11 protein-coding genes are annotated in these 15,018 nt (G+C 32.8%); 10 read left to right on the plus strand and 1 reads right to left on the minus strand.

All coding sequences use genetic code 11. The features are described from left to right. The first annotated feature begins 37 nt into the window (after positions 1-37). From ileS to PP176A_RS09095, 9 genes are all read left to right on the plus strand, one after another. Entirely contained in the window at positions 38-3,136 is a 3,099-nt protein-coding gene (gene ileS, locus PP176A_RS09060) for an isoleucine--tRNA ligase (RefSeq protein WP_083381886.1), read from the plus strand. Between the two features lie 149 nt (positions 3,137-3,285). Further along, positions 3,286-4,791 (plus strand): M3 family metallopeptidase, encoded by a 1,506-nt coding sequence (locus PP176A_RS09065; protein WP_071140161.1) that lies wholly within the window; start codon positions 3,286-3,288, stop codon positions 4,789-4,791. Between the two features lie 308 nt (positions 4,792-5,099). Further along, entirely contained in the window at positions 5,100-6,035 is a 936-nt protein-coding gene (locus PP176A_RS09070; RefSeq protein WP_071140162.1) for an LCP family protein, read from the plus strand. Between the two features lie 195 nt (positions 6,036-6,230). Continuing rightward, on the plus strand, positions 6,231-6,359 hold the full coding sequence (locus PP176A_RS16625) for a hypothetical protein (protein ID WP_255401669.1): 129 nt from the start codon (positions 6,231-6,233) through the stop codon (positions 6,357-6,359). 512 nt (positions 6,360-6,871) lie between these two features. After that, positions 6,872-8,032 (plus strand): ABC transporter substrate-binding protein, encoded by a 1,161-nt coding sequence (locus PP176A_RS09075; protein ID WP_200796111.1) that lies wholly within the window; start codon positions 6,872-6,874, stop codon positions 8,030-8,032. An 80-nt stretch (positions 8,033-8,112) separates the two neighbouring features. Beyond that, complete coding sequence (locus PP176A_RS09080; RefSeq protein WP_255401670.1) at positions 8,113-9,003, plus strand: branched-chain amino acid ABC transporter permease; 891 nt, start codon at positions 8,113-8,115, stop codon at positions 9,001-9,003. Positions 9,004-9,019: 16 nt separating this feature from the next. Further along, positions 9,020-9,970 carry a branched-chain amino acid ABC transporter permease gene (locus PP176A_RS09085; protein ID WP_071140164.1) on the plus strand — a complete coding sequence of 317 codons (951 nt, stop codon included), beginning with the start codon at positions 9,020-9,022 and terminating at the stop codon, positions 9,968-9,970. Continuing rightward, complete coding sequence (locus PP176A_RS09090) at positions 9,948-10,718, plus strand: ABC transporter ATP-binding protein (RefSeq protein WP_071140165.1); 771 nt, start codon at positions 9,948-9,950, stop codon at positions 10,716-10,718. Before PP176A_RS09085 ends, PP176A_RS09090 begins: the two co-directional genes overlap by 23 nt. A gap of 1 nt (position 10,719) precedes the next feature. After that, positions 10,720-11,424, plus strand: coding sequence for an ABC transporter ATP-binding protein (locus PP176A_RS09095; protein ID WP_071140166.1), 705 nt, complete (start codon positions 10,720-10,722; stop codon positions 11,422-11,424). A 139-nt stretch (positions 11,425-11,563) separates the two neighbouring features. On the opposite strand, the gene hisC is transcribed toward PP176A_RS09095, so the two are convergent. After that, on the minus strand, positions 11,564-12,649 hold the full coding sequence (hisC, locus tag PP176A_RS09100) for a histidinol-phosphate transaminase (protein ID WP_200796112.1): 1,086 nt from the start codon (positions 12,647-12,649) through the stop codon (positions 11,564-11,566). A 252-nt stretch (positions 12,650-12,901) separates the two neighbouring features. On the opposite strand from hisC, the gene fusA reads away from it, so the two are divergent. After that, positions 12,902-14,959 (plus strand): elongation factor G, encoded by a 2,058-nt coding sequence (gene fusA, locus PP176A_RS09105; RefSeq protein ID WP_071140168.1) that lies wholly within the window; start codon positions 12,902-12,904, stop codon positions 14,957-14,959. Positions 14,960-15,018: the final 59 nt, after the last annotated feature.

The raw sequence follows: 15,018 nt of genomic DNA on the forward strand, positions 1-15,018 counted from the left end.
TTTATATTCACAAAAACTATTGGAGAGGATGAAAATAGTGAAAAGATTTGAAGAATTTAAAAATTTACCTGTCAGTGAGCAAGAAAGAGAGATATCTAAATATTGGGGAGAAATAGATCTTTTAAAGAGGACCGTTGATGAAAGGGACGAAAATAATCCCTTTATATTTTATGAAGGGCCTCCTACAGCTAATGGAAAACCTGGCATACACCATGTTATGGCAAGAACATTAAAGGATTCGGTATGCAGATATCAGACTATGCTGGGACATCAGGTGAAAAGAAAGGCAGGATGGGATACCCATGGGCTCCCCGTGGAAATTGAAGTTGAAAAACAGTTGAAATTGAATAACAAACAGGATATTGAGAAGTATGGCCTTGAAAAATTCAATAAAAAATGTAAGGAATCCGTATTTAAGTATGAAAAGCTGTGGAATGATATGACTCAGAGAATGGCTTATGAAATTGATCTGAACAATGCCTATATTACTCTTAAAAACGAATACATTGAGTCGGTATGGTATATATTAGATAAGTTTTTTAAAGAAGGTCTTTTGTATGAAGGCCATAAGGTACTTCCATATTGTCCGCGCTGCGGTACCGGTCTTGCTTCTCATGAGGTGGCACAAGGCTATGAGGAAATAAAAAGCGAGACCGTGATAGTAAAATTTAAAAGAAAGGACAGAAATGAGTACTTTCTTGCTTGGACCACAACCCCATGGACTCTTCCGAGTAATGTATCATTGTCGGTAAACCCTGAAGAAGATTATATAAAGGTGAGAGAAGGAGAAGAAATATACTATTTGAACAAAAAACTTGCCGATAAGGTACTGAAAGGTGATTATGAAATTCTTGAAGAAATGAAAGGAAAGGCTTTGGAATATATTGAATATGAGCAATTGATGCCTTTCGTTAAAACAGATAAAAAAGCCTTTTTTATAACGATTGCTGATTATGTAACTACGGAAGACGGTACAGGAATAGTACATTCAGCTCCCGCCTTCGGAGAAGATGATTATAATACGGGAAAGAGGTATGGATTGCCTGTATTAAAGCCCGTAAATGAAGAAGGGAAATTTACAGAAACCCCTTGGAAAGGGAAATTTGTGATGGATGCGGATCCTGATATTATTCGATGGCTGAGGGAAAACGGAAAACTTTATAAAAAGGAAAAAATAGTCCACAATTATCCTCATTGCTGGAGATGCCATACACCTCTTTTATATTATGCAAAACCAAGCTGGTATATTGAAGTAACTAAATTTAAGGATAAGCTCATAGAGAATAATAACGGAGTAAAATGGTATCCTCCTTTTGTGGGAGAGAAAAGATTCGGAAATTGGCTGGAGAATTTGAACGATTGGGCAATTTCAAGAAGCAGATATTGGGGAACTCCTTTAAATATTTGGAGATGCAATAGATGTGGGCATATTACAAGTGTAGGTTCTATAAAGGAACTTGTGGATAGATCTATTGAAGATATAGATGAAAATGTTGAATTACACAGACCTTATGTGGACGATATACATTTAAAATGTGATAAATGCGGAGAAAAAATGACAAGGGAAAAGGATGTTATTGATGTTTGGTTTGACAGCGGAGCAATGCCTTTTGCCCAACACCATTACCCTTTTGAAAATAAGGAGAATTTTAGCACACTATTTCCTGCGGATTTTATATGTGAGGGAATAGATCAAACAAGAGGATGGTTTTATTCTCTTCTTGCCATCTCTACATTTATGACCGGAAAATCTCCCTATAAGAGAGTACTTGTTAATGATTTGATATTGGACAGAGAAGGCAAGAAGATGTCTAAGTCAAAAGGTAATACTGTTGATCCTTTCCAATTGTTTGATAAATATGGTGCCGATGTTTTAAGGTGGTATTTATTATATGTATCCCCACCGTGGACTCCGACAAAATTCGATGAAGACGGATTAAGAGAAGTGGAAAGCAAGTTCTTTAGAAGTATAAAAAATGTATATAATTTTTTCGCACTATATGCGAATACCGATGAAATCGATCCGAGGGAATTTGATGTTCCTTATGAAAAAAGATCGGAACTGGATAAATGGATATTGTCCAAATACAACAGCATGTTGAAATCAGCCAGAGAGGGTATGGATAATTATGATTTAACTAAGGTAGTAAGACTTATTCAGGAATTTGTTGTGGAAGATTTGTCTAATTGGTATATAAGACGTTCCAGAAGACGTTTTTGGAAGACGGAGTTGGATGAAGATAAAAATGCGGTCTATAGTACAACTTATGAGATACTTTTAGGAATAAGCAAAATAATAGCACCATTTGTACCATTTATTGCAGAGGAAATATACAGAAATTTAACAGGCGGAATTTCTGTTCATTTGGAGCTCTATCCCAAAGAAGAAGAAAAATTGATAGATCTAAAGTTGGAAGAAAAGATGGATTTGGTAAGAAAATTGGTAGGATTGGGAAGGGCCTCAAGAGAAAGTGTGAAAATTAAGGTCCGTCAACCTTTGAAAGAAGTAATTCTTGATGGAAAATATGAGAGTACAATAAGGGATTTGATACCTTTAATAAAAGAAGAATTGAATGTGAAGGAAGTAGTATTTGAGAAGGACCTGACTCATCTCATGAACTATTCCTTAAAACCTAACTACAAAGTTGCAGGTTCTATACTTGGTCCCAAGATTAAATCTTTTGCAAAAATTTTACAGGAAGTTGATACCCATGAGTTAGTAAATAAATTAGAAAAAGGGAAAGTTATATTAAATATAGATGGAGAAGATATAAGTATAGAAAAAGATTATATAATAGTTAAAATTACGGCCAAAGAAGGATTTAATGTAGCCATGGAAGACAATCTTTTTGTAATATTGGAAACTGTTTTAACCGAAGACTTGTTAGAGGAAGGATATGCCAGAGAGTTTATATCTAAAGTTCAGCAGATGAGGAAAAGTAACGGCTATGAAATGATGGACAATATAAGAATATATTACAATGGAGACGAAAAAATCCAATTGTCATTAAACAAATTTGACGAATATATTAAGAAAGAAACCTTAGCGGTATCCATTGAAAAAGTTCAGGACTCTTCTTTAGAACAAGAGGACCTGAATGGACATATAACGGGAATTAAATTGGAGAAAGTATAAAAAGGAGGAAATCTTCCTCCTTTTTTAAATGTATAATAAAAATTAAGTTATAAAAGAAAACGTTTGTTTCCATTATGAATATTTAATGATATAATTAAATACAATAAAAAAGTTTGGCGGTTATTTTAGTTAGTATAGGAGGGTTATTTATGGTAAAGTTTTATGGAATGGTTGAAAGGTTATATGAATTGGACGTAAAGCTGAGTAAACTGGAATGGGTACAATATACGACGGGATACGATTTTGGTATTGAAGAGGCTCATGAAGAAATAAATAATTTTTTGAAGGATGAAAAAAATTATAGTTTGGTTCTTGAATACATGGAAAAAGCTTCAGGACCTGTAGAAAAAAGAAAGGGAGAAATTTTATATAATGAATTTAAATCATATCATTTGACTAAGGAATTAAACGATTTGAATTTTGAAATTCAGAAAAAAACTAATGAACTTTCAAAAATACTTAACACCTTTAGGTTTAAAATAGATGGAAAGGAAGTTTCAGGAGTAGATATAGATTGTATACTTTCCCGAGAGGATGACAGAGAACTGAGAAAAAAGGCATTCTTTGCAAAAAATCAAATTGATAAACCTATGGTTGATAATGGCTTTATTGATTTAATTAATTTGAGAAATGAATATGCCGGAATGTATGGAGAAAAAGATTTTATGGAATATAGGATAAAAAGTGATGAACTAAGTCCAAACATATTTGATACTTGGGAAGATGATTTAAAGGAACATATTATCGTGTTAAATGAAAAAGGAAGAGAATATGCTCGGAAATTTATCGGCAGTGAAGAATTGATGCCTTGGGATTATAGCTATATCAAATCAAAAATATCGTCTTCTTTGAATAGCCATGTGGATATGTCAAATTATTATAATGTATTGAGAGAATTTTTTTTAAATTTTGGATTTGATATTAATAAATTTAATATTACTTATGATATCTTTCCGCGAAAAAATAAGTCGGAATGGGGATATAATTTCCCTATAAAATACGGGGAGGATTCGAGAATACTTGCCAATGTGAAAAATCAGTACAGAGAATACGAAGTGCTTCTTCATGAGACAGGACATGGAATTCATTCTTTTATGTTAAATCCTGAGGAAATCATATTAAATATGGGAATTAGCGGGATAATAGAGGAAGGAATAGCAGATCTGTTTGAAGAATTTTTATATGATAAAATGTTCTATGAAAAGTTTTTTACAAATTCGGTAGAAAAGGAATTTGAAGAAATACATGAATATGATAAGATAAGCCATTTAAGGTTTGTAGGAAATATTTTTTTTGATCATGAACTTTATAAAAATGATCTAAAATCTTTAGATGATATATATAACTTATATTTTAAAGTCTACAACAAACTATACAATGATAAACCATATAACCAAAAGCCTCCTTTTGGTTTCAGAATCCATTATACAACTCATCCCATTTATATGCATAACTATTTTATGGGCGACGTAACGTGTAGTATGCTTAAAAAAGTATTTTACAGAAAATATGGCGTTGATTCCATATCAAAGAAGCCAAAAGAATTTGGAAATTTTTTGTTTGAACAGGTAATTAAGCCTTCCGGATTATATAAATACGAAGAACTGTTTGAAAAAATAAGCGGAGAAAAATTTTCTCTTAAATGGTACTTTTAAGGATAATAAATAGAAAGGATATTTTTTTGATATTATCTAAGTTTCTTGAATCGTTTTGGTTATTTCAATAAAATTGAATATTGGAATTTAAAACTAAAAAGTATTATAATATTAATCATATTTTAATTATGTTATAATAGAACTTTAAAAGAAAAAGAATGAAAAAAATGGATTCAAAAAAAGAAGGTCGAAAGTTTTTAGGGATATTAATATCTTATGAAATATAAAAGGAATAGATAATGTTATTGTAAAGTATGTCTATATTTAGTATCATTTAAGTTATAGACGAGCATAATGGGGGTTAAATAATGAAAAAGAAATTCTGGACTGCCTTTTTAATATCATTGGTATGCTTTTCTATTATATTTACAATAGCGGGCAAATATTTATCAGACAATAATATTGTGGATTTCTCGCAAGAAGATGATTCGGAAGATGAATTTAAAGATGAGATATTATTTTTATTTATGGGAATAGACGCAAATGGGGGAATAGAAAAAATAAAGGAAAATAGGAATAAAGAGGGAGACAGATATATAGAAACCGGGAACAGGACAGATACCATGATGCTGTGCAAATTTAATTTTAAAACCGGCGAAACGAATATATTGTCTATTCCGAGGGATACAAGAGTAAGGATAAGGGGCAGGAAAAACGAATATAAGATCAATGCCGCCTATTCTTACGGCGGTCCTTACCTTGCCGTTGACACGGTAAAAGACTTTTTAAACATAGATTTAAAATATTATGTAACGGTAGATTATTTGGCGGTGAAGGAAATAGTGGATGCAATCGGGGGAATAAAAATAGATGTGCCTCAGGACATGAAACATAATGATATCCCTTCCCTGAGAATAAATATAAAGAAGGGGTTTCAGACTTTGGACGGGGATAAAGCTATTGAGTTCTTAAGGTATAGAGGATATAAGGAAGCGGATATAGGCAGAATAAAAGCACAACAGATGTTTATAAAGGAATTTATAAAACAAGTGCTTAAACCCAAAAATATCATTAAATTGCCTAAGATGATAAATGCTTACTTTGATTATATTGATACCAATATACCTTTGAATTCAATGGTTAAAGCAGTAACAAACGCCAATAAATTGAACATGGAAAATGTTAAGACTGAGACCATACCCGGGGATGGAAAGAAAATCGGGAAAGAAGATTTTTGGATATATGATGAAAATAAGACGAAGGAACTGACAGACGAAATGTTCGAAGATTTTTTGATTAAATAATATAATATGATACAAGATATAAGACAAAATCATTTTCTAAGGAAATACAAATGCTTAATAAATAGAAAGAAGAGGATTTTTTGTAAAGATTAAATTTTTGTTTTAAATTAATTACAAAAAATTAAAAAAGATATTGACATTTGTTTTAGAAGATGGTATTGTATATAGAAATTAATAAATTTTTGTAGAATATTGATGTATTATATTAAAGACTATGATGAAGAAAAAAACTATTTTTTAACTAATTATAGAGAACCGAGTATGGTGGAAATCGGGATTGGAAAAATAGATAATAACTCACTTCAGAGTTGTGCCGCTGAATAAGTAGGCTGTAACGTTCCCCTACGTTATAAGGGGAGGGTTTGATTGAACCTGTTGATGCTTTACTATATCAAAAACTATGATGAAGAGAAAAACTATTGATTAACTACTTACAGAGAGCCGAAGATGGTGAGAATCGGCATTGGTTTAGTAGATAATAAATCACTTCTGAGTTTCATAGCTGAACTAAGTAAGCCATGACGAATGGATCCTACGTTATAAGGAGAAGGTTTGATTGAACCTACTGAGATAGTATTCGTGAGGATATTATGATTTAGAGTGGTACCGTGCTAACGTGCCTCTATTACGTATATATACGTAATAGAGGCTTTTTTTATAATCTATGGGAAACTCTATTTACATTAATTTGTATTTGACTTTAAGTGAGTTTCAAAAAAGGCTTTATTAATATATCAATATTCCGATAAAAGCCTTTTTTAATTTGGCGGAGGTGGTTTTTGCCGGCTTTTAAATTTGAAATAAAAACTATATTACATTAAGGGAGAGATGAATAAGTGAAAAGAGCAATTACTTTAGTTATGACGGTTTTATTGATATCTACTTTATTAGTAGGATGTGATTCAAAATCAGGAGAAAGTTCTGAAAATATAAAAATAGGATTAAATTATGAATTATCTGGAAATGTTGCAACTTATGGGCAAAGTTCGGTAAAAGGTATAGAATTTGCAATTGATGAAATAAATAAAGCCGGCGGAGTTCTTGGTAAACAGATAGAACTTGTAAAAGTTGATAATAAGTCAGACAGTGCAGAAGCTGCTAATGTTTCGACAAAGTTAGCCACAAGAGATAAAGTTGTGGTAATATTAGGGCCGGCAACATCAGGGGATGCAAAAGCGGCATCTCCGGCAGCAATGCAGAATAAAATTCCGCTTATATCCTCTTCAGCTACTTCGGACGATTTTACCGTTGATAGCAATGGAAAGGTTAGAGATTATATCTTTAGGACATGTTTTAATGATTCATTTCAAGGTATAACCATGGCAAATTTTGCATTCAGTGATTTAAAGGCAAAAAAAGCGGCAATTCTTATTGATAATACAAGTGACTACAGTAAAGGAATAGGAAAGAATTTTAAGGAGACATTTGAAAAACTTGGCGGAGAAATTTTGACAGAAGAAGCATATCAATCTAAGGATACAGATTATAAAGCTGTTTTGACAAATATTAAAGGAACCAATCCGGATGTATTATATGTTCCGGGTTATTATGAAGAAGTAGGGCTGATTATAAAACAAGCCAGAGAATTAGGCATTAACATACCAATACTTGGAGCCGACGGATACGATTCACCGAAATTAGCAGAAATTGCTGATAAGAAATCATTAGAAAATGTTTATTATACAAACCATTATTCATCTATGGACGATGCATCTGATGTTGTAAAATTTAGAGAATCATTTAAGAAAAAGAATGGAAGCGAACCGGATGCGTTCAGTGCATTAGGTTATGATATGGGATATTTTGTAGCTGATGCTATAAAAAGAGCAGGAGAGGCAGACCCTGAAAAAATTAAGGATGCTTTAGCAGACACTAAGGATTTTAAGGGTATAACAGGAACATTTTCTATGGATGAAAATCATAATCCTGTAAAGTCAATTACAATACTTCAATTAAAAGACGGACAACCTTCCTTTGTTAAAAAATTAGAGCCATAATTATTATAGATCTACCACAGAGGGAAGATTATTTGCCTCTGTGATAGATATTTGTTATATGTTAATAAATCAATGGGGTGATGATTTTGGAACAGATAATTCAGCAAGTAATAAACGGGATATCCCTTGGCAGCATTTATGCGTTGATAGCCCTCGGATATACTATGGTCTATGGAATAATAAATTTGATAAATTTTGCTCACGGGGATATTTATATGATTGGAGCATATATTGGATTTGCACTGACAACATTTTTTAAATTAAATTTTTTGTCATCACTTATAATATCTATGCTGCTGTGTAGTATTCTTGGTGTGTTGATTGAGAAGGTAGCTTATAAGCCTGTGAGAAATTCTACAAGGATAGCTGCATTAATAACGGCCATAAGTGTTTCACTATTTTTAGAGTATGGAATGATGTATTTTGTAAAGCCTGAGACCAGAACTTTTCCGGAGCTTTTACCGGATAAGCAGATTCATATATTTAATACAAATGCAGTTTTGGATTTTAAAAATCTTTCCATAATAGTTATAACAATTTCTTTAATGCTCATTCTTCAATATGTGATTTATAAAACAAAAATTGGTAAGGCAATGAGGGCAGTATCTTTAGACAGTGATGCTGCACAACTGATGGGAATTAATATAGATAAGACGATATCAAGTACCTTTGCTATAGGTTCGGCTCTTGCAGGAGCGGCAGGGGTGTTAGTCGGAGTATATTACAATTCAATCAATCCTCTTATGGGAGTACTGCCGGGACTCAAGGCATTTGTTGCAGCAGTTATAGGAGGTATAGGAGTTATTCCGGGAGCTGTTTTTGGAGGTTTTTTCTTAGGAATTACGGAAACTGTCATAAGTGCGGCAGGTGGTTCTCTTTACAAGGATGCAGTTGCTTTTGCAATACTGATAATAGTCCTTTTAGTAAGACCTAACGGATTACTTGGTAAAAATATAAAAGAAAAAGTTTAGAACTGAGGGTGATGATATGAAATTTCTGAACAAAAAAAATATTTTTAATCTGATATTAATTTTAAGTATTTACTTTATAGTTGAATTTTTGATAAATAGGGGTATTATAGATTCCTATATAATATTGAATATTGTTGTAATAGGTGTAAATATAATACTTGCAGTAAGCCTGAATCTCATAACGGGAATTACGGGGCAATTTTCTCTTGGCCATGCGGCATTTATGTCTATTGGAGCTTATGCTTCAGCTATAATGACGGCAAAATTGGGCCAACCATTTATTGTTGGAATTATAGCAGCAGCTTTATCTGCTTCATTAGCAGGAATTATAATCGGGATACCTACCTTAAGGCTTAAAGGGGACTATCTTGCAATAGCGACATTAGGATTCGGTGAGATAATAAAGATCATTGGACTTAATAATGATTATATTGGGGGCGCTACAGGACTTAATGATATTCCTCAATATACAAATTGGACATGGATATATTTTTGTGTGGTGATAACTATAATAATTATCAATAATTTTATAAAATCCTATAACGGAAGGGCATGTATATCCATCAGAGAGGACGAAATTGCATCTGAAACTATGGGAGTAAATACGACATATTATAAAATATTGGTTTTTACAATGGGAGCTTTTTTTGCAGGTATTGCAGGTGCACTATATGCAAATTATTTTTATTTTATAAGGCCTGATTCCTTTGGATTCATGAAATCAATAGATATATTGGTTATAGTAGTATTTGGAGGCATTGGAAGTGTCTTAGGTTCAGTTGTCGGAGCCGTTATGCTTTCCATTATATCTGTTTTCCTTCAGAATATTCCGGAATTGAGAATGGTCGTATATTCAGTTATTTTATTCCTGATAATGGTTTATAGACCACAAGGACTGATAGGGAAAAACGACTTAAGGTTGTTTAAAAAGAGAGGTGTTTTAAATGGATGTGCTCACAGTAAATAATCTTTGTAAATCTTTTGGAGGGGTAAAAGCTATTTCAAATATAAGTATGTCGATTGAAGAAGGAGAGATAGTAGGAGTAATCGGACCGAATGGCGCAGGGAAAACAACTTTTTTTAATCTCCTAACAGGCATTTACAGTCCCAGCTCCGGTGATATAACATATAATTTTAAAAAAGAAATTTCATCAAGAGATTTTAAACCTTTTAAAATGCCTAAATACGGAGTATCAAGAACTTTTCAGAACATAAGGCTTTTTAAAAATATGAGTGTACTTGATAATATTCTTATTGGATATCACTGTAACCTAAATTATGGAATATTACCTTCTTTGTTCAGACTGCCATCTTTTTATAGAAATGAGGAAGAGGCATATGAGAAAGCAGTTGAACTACTGAAGATATTTAATATTTATGATAAAAAGGATGAATTAGCAAAGAATCTTCCCTATGGAGAACAAAGAAAAGTAGAAATCGCAAGAGCATTGGCTGCTAAGCCTAAGGTACTCCTTTTAGATGAACCGGCCGCTGGAATGAATACAAATGAGACAAAAGAATTAACAAAATTAATTAATTGGATCAAAGATGAATTCAGTCTTACTATAATTCTTATAGAGCATGATATGTCTTTAGTTATGGAAATTTGTAATAAAATATTTGTATTTGACTATGGAACGTTAATAGCGGACGGAACTCCTCAGGAAATTCAGACTAATACACAAGTAATTAAAGCATATCTTGGAGGTGAATAATATGCTTGAATTGCATAATTTAAATGTTTACTATGGAGCCATTCATGTTTTGAAAGATGTAAGCTTAAAGGTAAACAAGGGAGAAATAGTAACATTAATTGGTTCTAATGGGGCCGGTAAGACTACAACATTGCGTACCATATCGGGAATTAAAAAATTGAAGTCCGGAAGTATAGAATATGATGGCCGGGATATAAGCAAATATTCTGCTTCGGATATTGTTAAGATGGGAATATCGCATGTGCCGGAAGGAAGAAGGGTATTCTCGACTATGTCCGTTCTTGAAAATATTGAAATGGGAGCCTTTACAAGGACTGATAAACCCCAAATAAAAAAGGATATGGATAAAGTATTTTCTTTATTTCCAAAACTTTATGAAAGGAAAAATCAATATGCAGGTAATTTATCCGGAGGGGAGCAGCAGATGCTTTCTATTGGCAGAGCACTTCTTTCGAGACCGAACATATTGTTATTGGACGAACCATCCATGGGATTGGCACCTATAATTGTTAAAGAAATTTTTTCGATTATACAAGATATAAATGAAAATGGCACTACAATCTTATTGGTTGAACAGAATGCTAATATGGCCCTTAAATATACGAATAGAGCCTATATAATCAGAAATGGGGTAATTGATATGGAAGGAGACGCGGCAAGCCTTTTAAATGATGAAAAGGTAAAGAAGGCTTACCTTGGAGGATAATCTTCGAGGTCATATAGGGGAAGGCAATCTATATGTTGCCATGTCCCCAGAGCCTCTGGATTTTTATAACCCACAGGAAGTTTTAAAATGGGTTTCAAAAAAGCGTTTTTAATATGCTAATGCTTAGATAGAAACTTTTTTATTTATTTAGAATGTCTTTTAAATTTTTAATGAATAATCGGTTTTCCTCCATGGTACCAATTGAAACTCTTATCCATGTTCCACCCATAGGACGGATTATTATTCCTCTTTTTTGAAGTTCAATGAATGTTTCATTTGCACCCCTTTCTATATTTACGTAAATATGATTTGCTTCGGAAGGGGGATATGATAATTTCATATCATCAAACTGCTGGTATAAATATTTTTTCCCTTCAATATTTACTTCATAAGTTTTTTTAAGGAATTCTTCATCTTTTAATGCCGCAGCTGCAGCTATTTGGGCCAAGGAGTTTACATTAAAGGGACCTCTTACCTTATTGATATTTTCAATAATTTCTTTGTTTGCTATTGTATAAGCAACTCTTAGGCCGGCAAGGCCATATGCCTTAGAAAATGTTTTCATTACCATAACATTGGGATATTTTTTTATGAAATCAATACTATTTCGAGGATAATCTTTTCTTTCCACATATTCGCCATAAGCTATGTCATAAGCAACTACTACATTTTGAGGTACTTTGTTTAAGAAATCTATTACCTCTTCTTCTGAGCATATAGTTCCGGTCGGATTATTTGGATTGCATATCCATATAATTTTTGTCTTGGGAGTTATAGCTTTTAATATCGCCGTTAAATCATGAGTATAATTTTTCAGAGGAACTATTACAGGTACTCCTCCCATCATATTTGTCGTAGCGGCATATCGTGGGAACGTTATATCAGCCATTATTGCTTCATCATCTTTTTCAATAAAAGTCTTTGCTATCAAATCTATCATTTCATCAGAGCCACTGGTGGGAAGAATTTCATCTACAGGAATGTTGTATTTTTTAGATATACTTTCTTTAAGTAAAGTTGCATTTCCGTCAGGATATATAGATAAGTCGTTTAAAGCATGAGTTATCGCTTCTTTGACCTTCTCAGAACAACCTAAAGGATTTTCATTTGAAGCCAATTTGATGACCTTGTCTAACCCATATTCTCTTTTTACATCTTCTATGGGTTTTCCCGGCTTATAAGGGATCAAATTCTTTAATTCTTTTCTATAAGATAATGTCAACAAAACCAACTCCTCTCAAAGTTTTTCATATTTAGTATATCAGTAATTATAGATATAGACAACAAAAAAATACTATGATAATTATATGTTTCATGCTATAATTTAAAATAGAGTGTTTTAATATTGTGTTTTGCATATTTTCGGCGTGGTAGGAAATATTATCCGTAGGAAAATATTAGGCTTTAAAAGGAATTTTAAAATCTTTGTAGAATACTTACCAATAACAAATACGCTGGTTAAGGGGGAAAAGATATAATGAAAGAATATCAAACTGGTCAGGTCAGAAATATTGCTTTGATAGGGCATGGCAGTAGTGGAAAAACAACAATCTCGGAAGCTGCCTTATATGTTACAGATGTAACTAAGAGACAGGGAAGAACAGATGATGGGAATACTGCTTCCGATTTTGATAAAGAGGAAATCTCAAGGAAAATTTCAATTGGAACATCAGTTATACCTATTGAATTAAAAGATATTAAATATAATTTTCTTGATACCCCAGGATATTTTGATTTTATCGGAGAAATGTACGGAGCACTTAGAGCGGCTGATGGAGCGGTAATAGTAATAGATGCTTCATCAGGTATAGAAGTTGGTACGGAAAAAGCGTGGCAATATACTCAAAAAAATAAAGTTCCAACAATAATGTTTATGAACAAAATGGATAAAGAAAATATAAATTTTGAAAAACTTCTTTCAGATATAAAAGATAAATTTGGGGAAAAGGTTGTACCTTTTGGATTGCCTATATACCGTTCCGATGATTTTAAAGGTGTAGTAGATGTTATTGATAAAATAGCAAAGGAATATAATGGACGAGAAGTAAAAACAGTTGATATTCCTTCTGAACTGCAATCAGAAATGAACTCTATCAATGATGATTTAATAGAAAAGATAGCAGAGACAGATGAAGCTTTAATGGAAAAATATTTTGACGGAGAATCATTTACAGAGGAAGAAATAAGAAAGGGCCTTAAAATTGCTGTTAAAAATGGAGATTTAGTTCCTCTGATTCCTGGTTCGGCTGATAAAGATATAAGTATTGACTTATTGTTAAATTTAATTGAAAGATATATCCCTGCTCCAAACGAAGTAGGAGAATATAAAGGAATGAGCGGAGAAAAGGAAATATCAAGAAAGGTTGATTCCAAAGAGCCATTTTCTGCTCTCGTATTTAAAACAATAGTTGACCCATTTGTCGGTAAATTGTCTGTATTTAAAGTGATATCCGGAAAGATTACAAAGGATAAGGAAATATTTAACAGTAACAAAGATAGTGCGGAAAAATTGGGAGGATTGTTTGCATTAAGAGGAAAAACTCAATTGGAAGTATCGGAGATAAATGCAGGAGATATAGGAGCAACTTCAAAACTGCAGTTTACTCAAACAGGAGATACTTTATGCGATAAATCAAATCCTATTCAATATGAAAAGATACAATATCCTGAACCTTGTTTGTTTATGGCGGTGGAACCTAAAACCAAAGGCGATGAGGAAAAAATAGGGAGTTCTCTACAGAGGCTTACGGAAGAAGATCCTACTTTTGTATTAAACAGAAATAAGGAAACGAAACAATTGTTAATAGGCGGGCAAGGAAATATGCAGTTGTCAGTTATAGTGAACAAGCTTAAGAATACCTTTGGAGTAGATGTAAACATGGCTGATCCCAAGATTGCTTATAGGGAAACCATAAAGGGTACCTCCAGTGTACAGGGAAAACATAAGAAACAATCCGGTGGAGCAGGACAATATGGAGATGTTCACGTAAGATTTGAACCGACGGAGGAAGAATTTATATTTGATGAAGAGGTATTTGGAGGGGCGGTTCCAAGACAATATATACCGGCAGTTGAAAAGGGACTGAGAGAATGTTTAGACAAGGGAGTTCTAGCAGGATATCCCGTAGTTAATGTTAAAGCTATTTTATTTGACGGTTCTTATCATCCTGTGGATTCTAACGAAATGGCATTTAAAATAGCGGCATCAATAGCCTTTAAGAAGGGTATGGAAGCAGCAAATCCTGTTTTATTGGAGCCTATAATGAGAGTAGAAATACTAATTCCTGATGCTTATATGGGTGATATAATGGGTGATATGAATAAACGAAGAGGCAAAATTTTGGGGATGGAACAACAGGAAGATGGAATGCAGCTTGTTATAGCTGAAGCTCCTCAGGCCGAGTTGTTTAAATATGCCATAGATTTAAGAAGTATGACTCAGGCAAGAGGAAGTTTCACAATGCATTTTGTAAGATATGAAGAAGTTCCCGCAAATATAAGTCAAAAAATAATTGAAGAGTCCAAAAAGAATTAAAAAATTTCAGATATATAAAAAGGCCTTGGATTTCGATTAAAATCCAAGGCCTTTTTATA

Origin of the sequence: Sporanaerobacter sp. PP17-6a, from assembly GCF_900095615.1 — a bacterium.
GTDB lineage: Bacteria > Bacillota > Clostridia > Tissierellales > Acidilutibacteraceae > Acidilutibacter > Acidilutibacter cellobiosedens.